14 protein-coding genes, 4 tRNA genes and 1 pseudogene are annotated in these 14716 nt (G+C 38.6%); 18 read left to right on the forward strand and 1 reads right to left on the reverse strand.

Annotated features, from left to right (window positions below; all coding sequences use genetic code 11):
• Positions 1-75: 75 nt before the first annotated feature.
• The 18 genes and pseudogenes from AB2Q86_RS04670 (at position 76) to AB2Q86_RS04755 (ending at position 13401) form a co-directional block, all read left to right on the forward strand.
• Complete coding sequence (locus tag AB2Q86_RS04670) at positions 76-1707, forward strand: SulP family inorganic anion transporter (protein WP_003729425.1); 1632 nt, start codon at positions 76-78, stop codon at positions 1705-1707.
• Between the two features lie 70 nt (positions 1708-1777).
• Complete coding sequence (locus AB2Q86_RS04675; protein WP_012581661.1) at positions 1778-3955, forward strand: Tex family protein; 2178 nt, start codon at positions 1778-1780, stop codon at positions 3953-3955.
• Entirely contained in the window at positions 3955-4422 is a 468-nt protein-coding gene (locus AB2Q86_RS04680) for a SprT family protein (RefSeq protein WP_012581660.1), read from the forward strand. Before AB2Q86_RS04675 ends, AB2Q86_RS04680 begins: the two co-directional genes overlap by 1 nt.
• Before the next feature lie 52 nt (positions 4423-4474).
• Positions 4475-4547: transfer RNA gene (locus AB2Q86_RS04685), tRNA-Asn, on the forward strand.
• A 3-nt stretch (positions 4548-4550) separates the two neighbouring features.
• A tRNA-Ser gene (locus tag AB2Q86_RS04690) sits at positions 4551-4638 on the forward strand.
• Positions 4639-4790: 152 nt separating this feature from the next.
• Positions 4791-5231 (forward strand): NADAR family protein, encoded by a 441-nt coding sequence (locus AB2Q86_RS04695; RefSeq protein ID WP_012581659.1) that lies wholly within the window; start codon positions 4791-4793, stop codon positions 5229-5231.
• A gap of 15 nt (positions 5232-5246) precedes the next feature.
• Complete coding sequence (locus AB2Q86_RS04700; RefSeq protein WP_012581658.1) at positions 5247-5729, forward strand: SMI1/KNR4 family protein; 483 nt, start codon at positions 5247-5249, stop codon at positions 5727-5729.
• A 32-nt stretch (positions 5730-5761) separates the two neighbouring features.
• Positions 5762-6310 carry an NADAR family protein gene (locus AB2Q86_RS04705; RefSeq protein WP_012581657.1) on the forward strand — a complete coding sequence of 183 codons (549 nt, stop codon included), beginning with the start codon at positions 5762-5764 and terminating at the stop codon, positions 6308-6310.
• A gap of 91 nt (positions 6311-6401) precedes the next feature.
• The gene (locus AB2Q86_RS04710; protein ID WP_003736083.1) at positions 6402-6794 is read left to right on the forward strand and encodes an iron chaperone; all 393 of its coding nucleotides are present in this window, start codon (positions 6402-6404) and stop codon (positions 6792-6794) included.
• Between the two features lie 145 nt (positions 6795-6939).
• Positions 6940-8226: a PTS cellobiose transporter subunit IIC gene (gene celB, locus AB2Q86_RS04715; RefSeq protein WP_003727104.1), complete on the forward strand. Its 1287-nt coding sequence runs from the start codon at positions 6940-6942 to the stop codon at positions 8224-8226.
• Positions 8227-8306: 80 nt separating this feature from the next.
• Entirely contained in the window at positions 8307-9020 is a 714-nt protein-coding gene (locus AB2Q86_RS04720) for a GntR family transcriptional regulator (protein WP_003729421.1), read from the forward strand.
• Positions 9021-9217: 197 nt separating this feature from the next.
• Positions 9218-9289: transfer RNA gene (locus AB2Q86_RS04725), tRNA-Glu, on the forward strand.
• A gap of 26 nt (positions 9290-9315) precedes the next feature.
• Positions 9316-9388, forward strand: a tRNA-Asp gene (locus AB2Q86_RS04730).
• A gap of 127 nt (positions 9389-9515) precedes the next feature.
• On the forward strand, positions 9516-9896 hold the full coding sequence (locus AB2Q86_RS04735) for an OsmC family protein (protein ID WP_003736085.1): 381 nt from the start codon (positions 9516-9518) through the stop codon (positions 9894-9896).
• 114 nt (positions 9897-10010) lie between these two features.
• Positions 10011-10684, forward strand: a pseudogene (locus AB2Q86_RS04740) (YdeI/OmpD-associated family protein).
• A gap of 131 nt (positions 10685-10815) precedes the next feature.
• Positions 10816-11313, forward strand: a complete 498-nt coding sequence (locus tag AB2Q86_RS04745; protein WP_003721473.1) for a tyrosine phosphatase family protein — start codon at positions 10816-10818, stop codon at positions 11311-11313.
• A 35-nt stretch (positions 11314-11348) separates the two neighbouring features.
• On the forward strand, positions 11349-12698 hold the full coding sequence (gene gorA / locus AB2Q86_RS04750; protein ID WP_012581654.1) for a glutathione-disulfide reductase: 1350 nt from the start codon (positions 11349-11351) through the stop codon (positions 12696-12698).
• Positions 12699-12726: 28 nt separating this feature from the next.
• Positions 12727-13401: a histidine phosphatase family protein gene (locus tag AB2Q86_RS04755; RefSeq protein WP_012581653.1), complete on the forward strand. Its 675-nt coding sequence runs from the start codon at positions 12727-12729 to the stop codon at positions 13399-13401.
• Positions 13402-13443: 42 nt separating this feature from the next.
• On the opposite strand, the gene AB2Q86_RS04760 is transcribed toward AB2Q86_RS04755, so the two are convergent.
• On the reverse strand, positions 13444-14580 hold the full coding sequence (locus tag AB2Q86_RS04760) for an AI-2E family transporter (RefSeq protein ID WP_003729418.1): 1137 nt from the start codon (positions 14578-14580) through the stop codon (positions 13444-13446).
• Between the last annotated feature and the right edge of the window lie 136 nt (positions 14581-14716).

The following is a 14716-nucleotide window of genomic DNA, read 5'->3' on the forward strand; positions in this document are numbered from 1 at the left end:
CTTAATAAGCGTGAAGCAATCTTGCTTTGCGTTTTTTCGCGCGGATTAAAATATAAATAAGAGAGAAGGAGCAAATTGAAGAAAGTTTGGTTGAACAGTGTAAAAGATTATACGTGGGCGAGATTTAGGAAAGACTTGCTTGCGGGAATTATCGTGGGCATTATAGCTTTACCTCTAGCGATGTCCTTCGCGATTGCATCAGGTGTAAGTCCAGAATATGGTATTTATTCGAGTTTTGTAGCGGGAATAATCGTTTCTATTTTCGGGGGCTCGAAGTTTCAAATTGCCGGCCCAACTGGTGCTTTTATTCCAGTATTACTCGGAATCGTATTAACATATGGTTATCAAGATTTACTAGTTGCTGGAATGATGGCAGGGGTCTTACTTTGCTTAATGGGGATTTTTAAAATTGGAACATTAATCAAATTTATTCCACGACCAGTGACAATCGGATTTACAGCCGGGATTGCTGTCACGATTTTTATGGGGCAAGTGGGGAACTTCCTCGGTTTAACAGGTATGGAAAAACATGAATCATTTGTCGCGAATATGAATGAGATCTGGTTACATTTAGATTCATGGAATTTTTATAGTGTGCTCATTTCCTGTATTTGTATGCTTGTCTTATTTATTTTTCCTAAAATTTTACCGAGAATTCCAGCACCACTTATTGGACTTGTGATTACGACGGCGATTGCTATGCTATTTTTCCCGGATGCGCTTCCGACGATTGGGTCAGCGTATGGAGATATTCCGAGTACCTTTCCTCCGTTTGAATTTCCCGATATGACTTTTGCGAATATGAGTAAATTGATTGGGCCAGCTTTTGTTATTGCGATGCTCGGCGGGATTGAATCACTTCTTTCGGCGGTTGTGGCAGATGGAATGACGAATACAAAACACAATAGTAATCGCGAGCTCATTGGGCAAGGTATCGCAAATATTGTAACGCCAATGTTCGGCGGAATTCCGGCAACGGGAGCTATCGCAAGAACGGCAACCAACATTAATAATGGCGCAACTAGCCGTGTCTCTGGTGTTATCCACGGAATTTTCGTTTTACTCACTTTACTTGTACTTGCACCAGTAGCTGTCAATATCCCAATTGCTGCAATGGCGCCGATTTTAATGCTAGTTGCTTGGAATATGAGCGAACGAAAAACCTTTCAGCATATTATTAAGTTGAAATCAGGCGATACTTTAGTACTAATTATTACCTTTTTATTAACCGTATTTGCAAGCTTAACTGTGGCCGTCGAAGTTGGTTTACTGCTGGCAGTGGTGCTTTTCGCTAAACAAATGGGAAGTTCGATGCAAATTGAAGAAATCGAACCAGAAGGTGCCGAAATTGCTCCTCATTTACACGAGAAAATTAGTATTTTTACTATTCGCGGGCCATTGTTTTTTGGTGCAGCGCAGATTTTTCAACAAAATATTATCAAAGCAATCCATGTTAAACCAAAATATCTTATCTTGCGAATGGGGAAAGTGCCGATTATTGATGCTACGGCAGAAGGCTATTTCCACCAAATTGAAAAAGAATTTTCGAAGCAAGGCGGGCAAATTTTGATTACTGGACTAACAGATAAAGCGAAAGAAAGTTTGAAGGGTAGCGGGCTTTACGACCGAATCGGCGAAGAACACTTCTTTTCCCATACCGAAGATGCGATTCATTATGCGGAAAATGCTTTAAATAAGGGAGACTGATAGCTTTTGTCAGTTGAAACGTAATTATGTTACACTTAGTAGATAATGAAATAATTGGAGGCTATCAAGTATGGAACAAATGCAAGATAAAATAATAAAACTAGTCCAAAAATCGCTAACGTATAAACCAGCGCAAATCAATGCCGTAATCAAATTAATGGAAGAAGGCAACACAGTTCCATTTATCGCGCGGTACCGTAAAGAAATGACTGGTAGCTTAGATGAAGTAGAAATCCGTGATATTGAAGAAACCTTTGAATATGTAACAAAATTAGAAAATCGTAAAGAAGAAATTATTCGCCTAATAGATGAACAAGGAAAATTAACAGACGAACTGAGAGCGGCAATCACCAAAGCGGAAAAACATCAAGCGCTCGAAGATTTATACCGTCCTTACAAACAAAAGAAACGTACAAAAGCAACGATTGCGAAAGAAAAAGGATTAGAACCGCTTGCTGATTGGCTAATGAGCTTCCCAAGTAACGCGGACCCACTGAAAGAAGCGGCAAACTATATTTCAGAAGAAAAAGAAGTGGAGTCAGCAGAAGCTGCTTTACTCGGCGCACATGAAATCATCGCGGAACAAATCAGTGATGAGCCTAGTTTCCGTGAGTGGATTCGTAACTTTACGCGCAAATTTGGGATGATTGAATCCAGAGCGAAAAACGCCGAAGCAGACGAAAAAGGCGTTTACGAAATGTATTATGAATTTAACGAAATGATTGGCAAAGTAGCAAGTCACCGTATCCTTGCATTTAACCGCGGGGAAAAAGAAGATATTTTACGTGTACAAGTTCAAGTGGATACGACAAAAATCTTCCAATATTTATTTGAAAAAGTTATCCAAAATCGCAATTCTGCAACTCGTCCTTATGTAGAAGAAGCTATTTTAGATGCTTATAAACGCTTTATTGGCCCAGCAATTGAACGTGAAATTCGCGGCGAACTAACAGACAAAGGCGAAGAACAAGCCATCCATATTTTCTCCGAGAACTTGCGCAAACTACTTTTACAACCACCTTTAAAAGGAAAAATTATTCTTGGGGTCGATCCGGCTTTTAGAACAGGTTGTAAATTCTCTGTATTAGATCAAACGGGGAAAGTACTAGAAATTGGCGTTGTTTATCCACATACAGCAAAAGCACGCCGTCCGGAAGCCAAACAAAAAATTGCGGAGATTTTATCCACATACAAAGTGGAAGTTATCGCAATTGGTAACGGAACAGCCTCACGTGAAACAGAGCAATTTATTGTGGAAGTGATTCGCGAATCGAAATCGAGCGCTTATTATTGTATCGTCAATGAAGCTGGCGCGAGTGTTTATTCAGCGAGTGAAACTGCCCGCGAAGAATTCCCGGACTATCAAGTAGAAGAGCGTAGCGCCGTTTCGATTGGTCGTCGTTTGCAAGATCCGCTAGCTGAACTTGTGAAAATCGATCCAAAATCTGTAGGCGTAGGGCAATATCAACATGACGTAGCGCAAAAACGTTTAAATGAAACACTAACTTTCGTCGTTGAAACGGCCGTTAACCAAGTGGGCGTAAACGTTAATACGGCCTCGGCTTCTCTGTTACAATATGTTGCTGGCTTAAACAAGACAGTCGCAAATAATATCCGTAAATATCGCGAAGAAAACGGCTCGTTCGCTTCTCGCAAAGAGTTGAAAAAAGTACCTCGTCTTGGAGCAAAATCATATGAACAAAGTATTGGTTTCTTACGTATTTTGGAAGGTGAAAATCCACTTGATAAAACCGCCATTCACCCGGAAAGTTATAAGGCAGCTGAACAAATTGTAAAAGCAGCTGGTTTCGGATTGAAAGATATTGGTAGCGAAGATTTAAAAGCCGCACTTCAAGCGCTTAGTATCCCAGAAGAAGCAGAGAAATTAAGCATCGGTAAAGAAACCATGCGCGATATTATTGATAATTTAATTGCTCCTGGTCGCGACCTTCGTGACGAACTTCCAGCACCACTTTTAAAACAAGATGTTATTTCGATGGAAGATTTAAAGCAAGGCATGGAATTACAAGGAACCGTTCGGAATGTAGTTGACTTTGGCGCATTTGTTGATATTGGTGTGAAACAAGACGGCCTTGTGCATATTTCGAAACTAAGCAATTCTTTTGTTAAAAACCCGATGGATGTCGTTTCAGTAGGAGACATTGTAACTGTTTGGGTAGATGAAGTAGATACAAAGAAAAACCGTATTGCTTTAACTATGCTTAATCCTAATGGAAGTGTTAAATAATGAATCAAGCAGAATTGCAGCGACACATGGAAGAAGTGTCGCTGCAATTTTTCCAAAAAGAATTTCGCCACCAAGCCGTGTTTAATGCGCGCTTACGAACCACTGGGGGACGTTATTTGCTAAAAAGTCACAATATCGAAATGAACCCCAAGTACCTAGAAAACTTTGGATTAGCGTACTTTATCGGGATTATGAAGCATGAACTATGTCATTATCACCTTCATATAGAGAAAAAAGGCTATCAGCATCGCGATCAAGATTTCCGTGAGTTATTAAAAAAAGTAGACGCACCGAGATTTTGTGCAACGATACCACGTGAAATTACCATGCATGAATATACATGCAAAAGTTGCGGGAAGTCCTTTTTAAGACAACGTAGATTCAATGTGAACCGTTATCGCTGTGGCAGTTGTGGCGGAAAATTAATACAAATAGGTTCCAAGAAAATTTATACAGAAAACGCATGAAAAGTCTTGCAATTTTGCCAAGTTCTGCGTATACTAGTGGAAGTCAGATAATTCCACAGTAGCTCAGTTGGTAGAGCAATCGGCTGTTAACCGATCGGTCGCAGGTTCGAGTCCTGCCTGTGGAGTTTGGGGAAGTACTCAAGTGGCTGAAGAGGTGCCCCTGCTAAGGGTATAGGTCGCTCGCGCGGCGCGAGGGTTCAAATCCCTCCTTCTCCGTAATAAATTATTAAGACATTGTTTAGGAAACTAAGCAGTGTCTTTTTTTGTGGAAAAATAGTGATGGATTTGCGTCTATATGTATGCTAAAGTTATTTGGAAAGATAAGCTCAAGTTGCAAAAAACATAACATAAATACTCGGAGGTGCAAAATGAAGGTTATCCATTTTTATAGTGAAAATGCGGACTATGGCTGCTTCTCTAATTTCTCTTTACATCCAGTTGTCATAGACGGTGTGACTTATCCAACCACAGAACACTATTTCCAAGCGCAAAAATTTATAGATAAAAAGATTATTAAAAAAGTAATTAATACGAAAAAACCAATAGATGCAGCAAAATTGGGTAGAAATAGAGACTTCCCACTGCGAAAAGGCTGGGAAAGTATGAAAGACGAAGTGATGTTAAAAGCAATCAGAGCAAAAGTAGAGCAACATTCGGAAGTGAAAGAAATGCTTTTATCCACAGAGAATGCTATTTTAGTGGAACATACGGAAAAAGATTATTATTGGGGCGACGGCGGAGATGGCTCTGGAAAAAATCGTCTAGGCAAGATTTTGATGAAAGTCAGAGACGAATGGAACTCTAAATAGTGGGAGGTAGCTTAAATGGAACCAATAAATCATTTTTTTGAATGGGCTAAAAATAATAATTGGCAAGTAGATTTGTCTGCTGTAGAGAAAAACTTGCCAGAGCAGATTTTAAAGAGATATGGAAATTTGCCAGATGCATATAAGGCCTTTTATAGACAACTTAACCTCTGTAGCAATGCGGGGGACACTTGTTGGTTTTTATCGGAAGAAGATTTTTTAGAGAATGAGGATGACGCCTTTTCGTGGAATTCTTTTGAACAAATGAGTTTAGAAGCAGCAGAAGGCGATAAAAATTTAGAAAATAAAGTAAGACTATTTTGGAATGCACATTTACCAATTATGATGAGTGTTGGCGGTTGTTATGAATATTATGCTATCACTTTAAATGACGGAAGTGTTGTTCGTGGTTCGGAACCAGAGTTTGAAGAAAGTTCGATTGTAGCAGAGTCGTTCGCGGATTTTTTACTGAAAATCGAAATTGGCAAAATAATATTATAATAAATAAAATTAAAAAGTTGGAGATGATAGGTATGGATTATACATTAGAAAAAATACAGCATAAATACCGAAAAGGTGAAAAATTAAAATACATTTTCTTTTGGGGACATCAGCCTGCTGAAGATGGGAAGATAAGTAAAAGTTGTTTTAGCCAGTGGTGGATTTGTAGTTTTAAAGTGGACGGAGTGGAATATAATTGTGCTGAGCAATTTATGATGGCAGAGAAAGCAAAGCTATTTAATGATATGGAAATGAGAGAGAAAATTTTAGCGGCTAAGCATCCGAAACAAGCGAAAGATTTCGGTAGATTAATAAGTGGTTTTCAAGAAGATATTTGGCTTAAGAATCGGTTTAATATAGTTATGCGTGCGAATCAGGCAAAATTTTCTCAAAATGAAGAGTTGAAAAAGTTTTTAATGCAAACGAAAAACAGGATTTTGGTTGAAGCAAGTCCAGTAGATAAAATTTGGGGTATTGGAATGGCTACTGATAATAAGAACGTGGAAAATCCGTTATATTGGAAAGGTCTGAATTTACTCGGTTTTGCTTTGATGGTAGTGAGAGATGAACTTGAGAACTAATGCGTACTAGTAAACTTGTTGTTCTCGCAAAAATAGTTTTTTTATAAGAGAATTGCTATAATAAAAAAAACGTTTCAGAAAGGAAAGGACTATGGATAATAAACTAGAATTTACAACGATTGATGAATATATTACCCAAGCGCCACCGGAAACAAAAGAAGTGTTGCAAAAAATCAGAGAAACGATTAAAGCAGCTGCACCGGAAGCAACAGAGAAAATAAGTTATCAAATGCCGACTTTTTATTTGGAAGGAAACTTGGTGCACTTTGCTGTTGCGAAAAATCACTACGGGTTTTATCCGGCTTCTAGTGGCATTGCGGCGTTTGAATCTCAGCTCGGAAATTACAAGCATTCTAAAGGTGCTGTACAGTTTCCAATCAAAGAAGAAGTTCCTTACGAGTTAATTAAAGAAATGACGCTTTTCCGACTAGCAGAAAATAAACAAAAAGCAGCAGAAAAGCTAGCAAAGAAGAAGAAAAAATAAGAAGGAGACTTTCATTGTGATGATGAAAGTCTTTTTTTTGTTTGGTCTTTTATTTTAAAAAGACTAGACATTTAATATTAAATGAGTATAATAATAAATAGAAAACGTTTTCTTTTTAGAAAAAATCATGTTTGGGGGAAGTAAAGTGAATAAGTTTATGGAGTTACTTGGGGAAAAGTTAATGCCTCTTGCTGCAAAACTAGGAGAGAATAGGTACTTAACCACTTTAAGAGATGCATTCATGTTGGCATTTCCGCTAACAATGTTTGGTTCGATTGCGGTGGTTTTAATGAATCTACCGTTTTGGAGTGATGAAACGAAAGCTGTTTTACAGTTGTATCTTGGAAATGCCCAAAGCGCCACGATGAGTATTATGACTGTCTTTGTTGTTTTTGGAATTGGATATTCACTATCTAAATATTATAAAGTTGAAGCAATTTATGGAGGGGCAGTTGCCCTTGCTAGCTTCTTGATTTTAACGCCATTTTTCTTTAATAGTCCTGATGGAGAGCTTATTACCGGAGCGCTTTCGTTAGATCGACTTGGGGCAAAAGGAATGTTTATCGGAATGATTACTGGTTTTATTGCTGCAGAATTATATCGATTTTTTGTTCAACGGGATTGGACAATCAAAATGCCTGCAGGAGTTCCACCTGCTGTAGCTAAATCATTTGCAGCACTTATTCCCGCTATCTTAACATTAAGTATCTTTTTAGCAATTAATGTTATGGTACAATTCTTCTTCCATACAAACTTACATGATGTTGTTTATACTGTTATTCAAAAGCCTTTAGTGGGGCTTGGTTCAGGAATTGTTCCAACACTAATCGCTTTATTTTTTGTCCAAGTATTATGGTTTTTCGGCCTGCATGGTCAAATCATTGTCAACTCGGTAATGGACCCGATTTGGAATACGTTAATGCTTGAAAATTTAGATGCTTATAAAGCTGGACTCCCATTGCCGCATATTATTACGAAACCATTTATGGAAGTCTTTACTGTTGGTATGGGCGGATCTGGAATGACTTTAGCAGTCGTTATTGCACTAGCATTCTTAATGAAGAGTAAGCAAAGTAAAGAAATTGGTCGATTAGCACTTGGGCCTGGAATTTTTAACGTTAATGAGCCAGTACTTTTTGGTATGCCAATTGTACTAAACGCTACGATTTTAATTCCATGGATTATTGCACCTTTGATTGTAACTACTTTGAATTATTTCGTAATGGCAGCTGGTATTGTTCCTGCTCCAACCGGGGTTGCTGTGCCTTGGACGGTGCCAATTGTAATCAATGGTATTCTCGCAACTAACTCATGGCTAGGCGGGGCGCTTCAAGTAGTCGATTTCTTCATCGTCCTCATTATCTGGTATCCGTTCTTAAAACTAGTCGATCGGACAAATATTGCGAGAGAATCAGAGGCGGCTATCAAATAAGTTAAATTTTCCTTTTCGATATGCTATAATTTGACTAGAAATGGCTAGACATTTTTAATTCAAGCGAAGGAGCGATCGAATTGGTTAAGTATGAATTGATTGCAGCAGATATCCGCGAAAAAATAAACAACGGTACTTATCCACCAGAATCCATTCTTCCTGATCAAGTGAGCTTATGTAAAGCTTATGATTGTAGCAGAATGACAATAAAAAAAGCCTTTGACGTTTTAGCGCTTGAAGGACTTGTTTACAGACAACGGGGTGCGGGAACTTTTGTCATGAAAAATGCCTTAGCTAATAAGCAAGACGCGAGTTTGCGGGATTATGACGGTTTGACAAAAATGATGGGAGACAACCGAATTTCAAGTAAAATTATTGCATTCGATATTGCTTTCCCAGATGAAAAAACACAAGAACAACTTTTAATAAAAGCAGATCAGCCGGTGTACAAATTGATTCGGTTACGGCTCTTGGACGGCGCACCATATGTGTTAGAGCATACAACGATGCCGGCAGATTTAGTTCCTGGTTTAACGAAAGAAATTTTACATCATTCGATTTATGCATACTTACAAGACACACTTGGACTCGTGCTAAGCGGTGCCTTTCGGAAAATTAATGCCGATAAGCCATCTGAATATGATCAAGAATATTTAGCGTGCGGGGAACACGACCCAGTTTTAGAAGTGGAGCAAGTAGTGTATTTGAAAGATGGTAGACCAGTGGAATATTCTAGATCAAGACATCGCTATGATACAAGAAGTTTTATTATGGTTGACCACCGAGAAAAGTAAAATAAAGTCAGCATGCCCGTAAAGCATAGCTGACTTTGTTTTATGGAGGTAAAAATGTATAAAAAACTTCCGATGAAAAAAATGTAAATAAAATTAGAAAAAGCCGTTGACAGTCACTCAGATTATGTTATAATAAAAAAGCTGGTGTAAGAGAAATGAATTCAATTGAATATATATTCATTTTTCGTTTTTTATCTGGCCCGTTGGTCAAGCGGTTAAGACACCGCCCTTTCACGGCGGTAACACGGGTTCGAATCCCGTACGGGTCACTTTTTTATTCATTTTTTATACATATGGTTCCGTGGTGTAGGGGTTAACATGCCTGCCTGTCACGCAGGAGATCGCGGGTTCAAATCCCGTCGGGACCGCTCAAAAAGAATCCAAGCAAAACTTGGATTCTTTTTTTCGTACAGGAAATTGGACAGAGCTTTTTATTTGAGCTATAATCTTATTATTCATATAAGAATTGTAAGAATTAAATTGGAGGAATGAATCATGGATTTAGTGAAAAATGGGAAAGTGTTAGAACTTGTACATCCAAGTGGAAACTGGACATTAATTAAAGAAGAAGGTTTTTCTCCAGTTCAAATAACTGTTGCGGCGGTTGCGGCTTGTAGCGGATATGTCTATCAAACATTACTTGAGAAAAAACGAATTGACATAAATGATTTAAGCATTCACACTGATTATGAGCAAGATCAAGAAAGTGCTGTGCATGTTTTAACGAAAATTAATGTTACTTTTACGGTGGATTTAGTAGATAAAAGCAATGAAGCGAAAGCCGAAAAAGCTGTCCATTTAGTGAAAGATGCTTGCCCGGTTGCGAAAAGTTTAGACCCGTCGATTGAAATTAATGAGATTGTTGTTTTTAAATAAAATGATTTATAGACCAAGCCGTGGTGCTTGGTCTTTTTTCTGTTTAGTTTGGCTTGATAACTTAAAGGGAAGGCTATATACTGAAACCAAACAATACAAACGAGGTGCTGGAATATGGCAGAGAAAACAATAGTAGAAAAATTACAACTGACTAAATATAAAGAAGCAGTCATCCTAAATCAACCAGATGGAGCGGATTATTTCCAAAATCTAGCAAATTACGAAGAAAAACTAGCAGACAAACAATACGATTTAATTTTTGATTTTGTGGAAACACTAGAAGAATTAATTACGTTCGTAAAAAAATTATTGCTGAAAATAAACTTGCTGCGAATGGTTATTTATTTTTCGCCTATCCTAAAAAAGGCAATAAAAAGTTCGCTACATATGTACACCGCGATGAACTCATGCCAGCGCTTAAAACCGATGAAGAAGGTTACGTCGACGGTAGCACACTCAAATTCACGCGAATGGTCGCGCTCGATGAAACGTACACGGTTGTTGGCCTAAAAGAAGCGGCAAAACTAAAAGCGAAGGGTGTTAAGAAAAATAATCCTTCCGCAGATGAATACGTCGACCATGTACCTCTTGTCGCCGAATTTCTAGCAGACAAAGGCGATTTACAAGCCTTCTACAACAATCTAGCCACAGGATACCAGCGGGTTTGGGCGCGCTATATTTACTCTGCCAAACAACCAGCGACACAAGAAAAAAGACGTTTAGAAATGGTCGATATTTTGAGTCAAGGTTATAAAACAAAAGATCTTTACCGACAAGGGAAAAAGTAACCAAATAATTTTATTTGGTTTTTTTTTTTGTTTGAAACTGCTTCTTTATGTAAAAATGTCTAGGCGTGATAGAATAGAAGAGGAATAAGACGAAGGAAAATCTTGTTGTACTGGAAAAGGGGACATGCAGGATGGCGAATTATATTAACAAAGAAAGGCGCCAAATTGATTTTGATCCATTTGATTTACGGATAATTGCCGTACCAGAAGTAGTAGCGGTGCAGTTTAAGCCGCGCTCAGAGCATACTTTACTTATTCGTATTGCGGATGTCGGCGCAACCTATCAGCCACTCAAACACGAATCACTTTTTGAAGCTATTTTGCCCGTTCACTTTAATGATATTAACGAAGAAGATGACTACTGGGGGCTTAGTGACAAAGAGCAAGCGGAGATGAAACTATTTAACGAGGTACATCGCGATTTGATTTATGATTTTGTGGATGAGCACCCAGATTTTACGCAGATTGTTGTCCATTGTCACGCTGGGGTCAGCCGAAGTAGCGCGGTTGCCATGGCGATTGCGGAACATTTAGGAGACACGGACACATACGAAAAACTTCAAGTGATAAAACGATACTTACCAAATCCGCGGGTTCTTGCGATTATGCGGGGCGAAGCGTATTTATAAAAACGAAAACGAAGAAATGTTAGGAGAGATTTTGTATGGAAAAGCATTATGATTATATTGCGATTGGCGGCGGAAGTGGCGGAATTGCTTCGATTAATCGCGCAGCCATGCACGGAGCAAAATGTGCATTAATTGAACCAAAATTTTTAGGTGGAACTTGTGTAAATGTTGGTTGTGTTCCGAAAAAAGTCATGTGGTACGGCGCACAAATTAAAGAAGCGATGGATTTATACGCAGATGCTTATGGTTACCAAGTGGACGCGAGCTTCAACTTCCAAAAACTAGTCGAAAATCGAGAAGCGTACATTGAACGGATTCGAGGTTCATACAAAAATGGACTGGATAATAATAAAGTAGAATGGATTAAAGGTTATGCCGAATTTGTCGATGAAAAAACATTGCGCGTAAACGGCGAACTAGTGACAGCGGATCATATTTTAATTGCAACAGGCGGCGAACCAGCGCTTCCTTCCATTCCTGGCGCAGAGTTCGGCATCACATCAGATGGCTTTTTTGCATTAAAAGAACTACCTAAAAAAGTGGCGGTTGTTGGCGCGGGATACATTGCGGTTGAACTAGCTGGTGTATTACAACAACTTGGCTCAGAAACGCATTTATTTGTACGGAAACATGCACCACTCCGAAATTTCGATCCACTTTTAACAGATACACTAACCGAAATTATTGAGCAATCGGATATGACGTTGCATAAACACGCCGTTCCGCAAAAAGTCGAAAAAAATCCAGATGGCAGTTTGACGTTGAGCTTAGAGGATGGCCGCACAGAAACCGTTGATACGCTTATTTGGGCGATCGGACGTAAACCTGTCATCCAAGGTCTTCAAATCGAAAAAGCGGGCGTAGAACTTCTAGAAAGCGGACATATCGCCGTAGATAAATTCCAAAACACCAATGTAGCGGGGATTTATGCGGTTGGCGATGTAACGGGTCATTATGAATTAACTCCAGTCGCAATTGCAGCAGGGCGCCGTTTATCAGAACGACTTTTCAACAACAAAAAAGATGCACATTTAAACTATGAAAATATCCCAACCGTTGTATTTAGCCATCCAGCTATCGGAACGGTCGGTTTAACAGAACCAGAAGCAATTGAAAAATATGGCAAAGAAAATATCAAAGTGTACACTTCAAGCTTTACCTCAATGTATACAGCCATCACAGACCACCGAGAACCTTGCCGAATGAAATTAATTTGCGAAGGGAAAACAGAGCGTGTCATCGGCTTGCACGGAATTGGTTACGGTGTAGACGAAATGATTCAAGGATTTGCTGTTGCGATTAATATGGGCGCAACAAAAGCCGATTTCGACAATACGGTTGCGATTCACCCAACAGGATCCGAAGAATTTGTTACAATGAAATAGAAAACAACGATGGAGGAGGAAGTACGTAATGGGAAAAAAATTATCACTTTATTTTGTAAGACATGGTCAAACTTACTTAAATAAAAATTTGCGCATGCAAGGATGGGCTGATACGCCACTAACACCAGAAGGAATTGAAATAGTCAAAGAAAGTGGTCGCGGACTTGCGGAAACAGAATTCGTTGCAGCGTATTCAAGCGACTTACACCGCACAATCGCGACAGCTGGCCACTTGCTTAAAGAAAATAAACACGCATTCGGCTTAACGCTAGAACCATTAAGTGAATTTCGGGAAACTTTCTTCGGCTCCTACGAAGGTGAAAAAGGCGATGTTGCCTGGAACGAAATTGCGCAACATATGGGTTATGCGAATCAAGAAGACCTATTTAAAAATGCCGATGTACGCGAAACAATGAATGGTACAAAAGCAGCTGACCCAACAGGAGATGCGGAAGATTTCATGACATTTTGGACACGTGTAGAACAAGGTTTCTTGCATGTTATCAATCGTCATCGCGAAACTGGTGGTAACGTTCTTATCGTCGCTCACGGAAATACCATTCGTAACATCGTCCACGAACTCGAACCATCCATGGACGAAGCGGTTATTTTAGATAACGCGAGTGTCACAGTACTAGCTTACGAAAACGGCTTATTCAAATTAGAACGTTTAAATGACACCTCTCATTTTAAAAAAGCATAGAAAAAACGAGCTTTAGGAACTAGTTTCCCAAAGCTCGTTTTTTTATTCTTTCGGTGTATCCGGATCAGGAAGATTATTATCAATCGCCAGCTGACCTCGCCGCAATTTAATTAAACGATTAACGTTCACGATAATTGTTTTCACAACCGCATAAAGTGGAACACCTAAAATCATTCCGAAGATTCCCGCTAAGTTTCCAGCAACAATCAAGATAATGATAATAGTTAGTGGGTGAATCGATAGTGATTTACCCATGATATATGGAGAGAGTAAGTTAGAATCAATTTGTTGCACAATCGTTACGACAACAATAACAAGTAATGCTTGGACTGGAGAAGTGAATAACGCCACGATAACTGCGGGAGCTGCTCCAAGGAAAGGTCCAAGGTAAGGAATAATATTCGTTGCACCAGCAATGAACCCGAAAAGAAGGGCATACGGTTGACCAATAATTAAGTACCCAATGAAAGTAAATAAACCAACAAACATACAATCAATTGCTTGTGAACTAATGTAAGTAGAAATGGTTTTATTCATTTCTTTAATAATTTGTTTTGCTTCAGAACGAATACCTGCCGGGAAAAATTTTCCAGAAGACTCAACGAACTTATGACCATCTTTAAACATATAAAAGACGATAAATGGTACAGTTACAAGAATCATGACAAAACTAGAGACAAAAGAGATGATAGCTCCAAAACTAGAAGCAACTCCGTCAACGACCACAGACATGATTTTTGGTAAGGAAATGTTGAGCTTCTCAAGTTCTTGTTTTATATCTAGATCTTTTAATGCAGAATTATTCGAGAGACCTTGCAACCATTTCTCAAAATCTTGCCAGTAACCTGGTATTGCTTTTGCGAGTTCAGCTACTTGGTCAGCAAGCGTTGGACCGAGTTGCATTACTGCAAGAACAACAAGCGTGATAAAGGCAATAAAAATTAAAATAACACTCAAAAGTCGAGGTACTTTTCTTTTTTCTAAAAATAATACGAGCGGGTTAAATAAATAGAATAGAAACCCTGCGACCAAAATCGGCATGAATAATGTAGAAACAATAATGCCAATTGGTGAAAATATGTACTTCATTTGTAATAGAACAAACAAAATGGCTACAACCGCTAAAATTTCAATTGTCCAAAAAAATAATTTACTATCTCGAAAACGTGAAAACTTCAAATTCTCCCCTTCTTTCTAAAACCTTATTGATAAATTTTATAGTACCATTAACTGCTTTAAATAGCCACTGAATTACTGCTATTGACGCCGGAATATATGTGTTATACAATATGTATAACAGTTAAGAGAGAGGTGT

This window comes from Listeria monocytogenes (assembly GCF_041765605.1).
GTDB lineage: Bacteria > Bacillota > Bacilli > Lactobacillales > Listeriaceae > Listeria > Listeria monocytogenes_D.

Excerpts from the sequence above, each read along its gene's own strand:
- AB2Q86_RS04675 (WP_012581661.1), top strand. The coding sequence starts at position 1,778 with ATGGAACAAATGCAAGATAAAATAATAAAACTAGTCCAAAAATCGCTA.
- AB2Q86_RS04680 (WP_012581660.1), top strand. The coding sequence starts at position 3,955 with ATGAATCAAGCAGAATTGCAGCGACACATGGAAGAAGTGTCGCTGCAA.
- AB2Q86_RS04695 (WP_012581659.1), top strand. The coding sequence starts at position 4,791 with ATGAAGGTTATCCATTTTTATAGTGAAAATGCGGACTATGGCTGCTTC.
- AB2Q86_RS04700 (WP_012581658.1), top strand. The coding sequence starts at position 5,247 with ATGGAACCAATAAATCATTTTTTTGAATGGGCTAAAAATAATAATTGG.
- AB2Q86_RS04705 (WP_012581657.1), top strand. The coding sequence starts at position 5,762 with ATGGATTATACATTAGAAAAAATACAGCATAAATACCGAAAAGGTGAA.
- AB2Q86_RS04710 (WP_003736083.1), top strand. The coding sequence starts at position 6,402 with ATGGATAATAAACTAGAATTTACAACGATTGATGAATATATTACCCAA.
- AB2Q86_RS04735 (WP_003736085.1), top strand. The coding sequence starts at position 9,516 with ATGGATTTAGTGAAAAATGGGAAAGTGTTAGAACTTGTACATCCAAGT.
- AB2Q86_RS04745 (WP_003721473.1), top strand. The coding sequence starts at position 10,816 with ATGGCGAATTATATTAACAAAGAAAGGCGCCAAATTGATTTTGATCCA.
- gorA (WP_012581654.1), top strand. The coding sequence starts at position 11,349 with ATGGAAAAGCATTATGATTATATTGCGATTGGCGGCGGAAGTGGCGGA.
- AB2Q86_RS04755 (WP_012581653.1), top strand. The coding sequence starts at position 12,727 with ATGGGAAAAAAATTATCACTTTATTTTGTAAGACATGGTCAAACTTAC.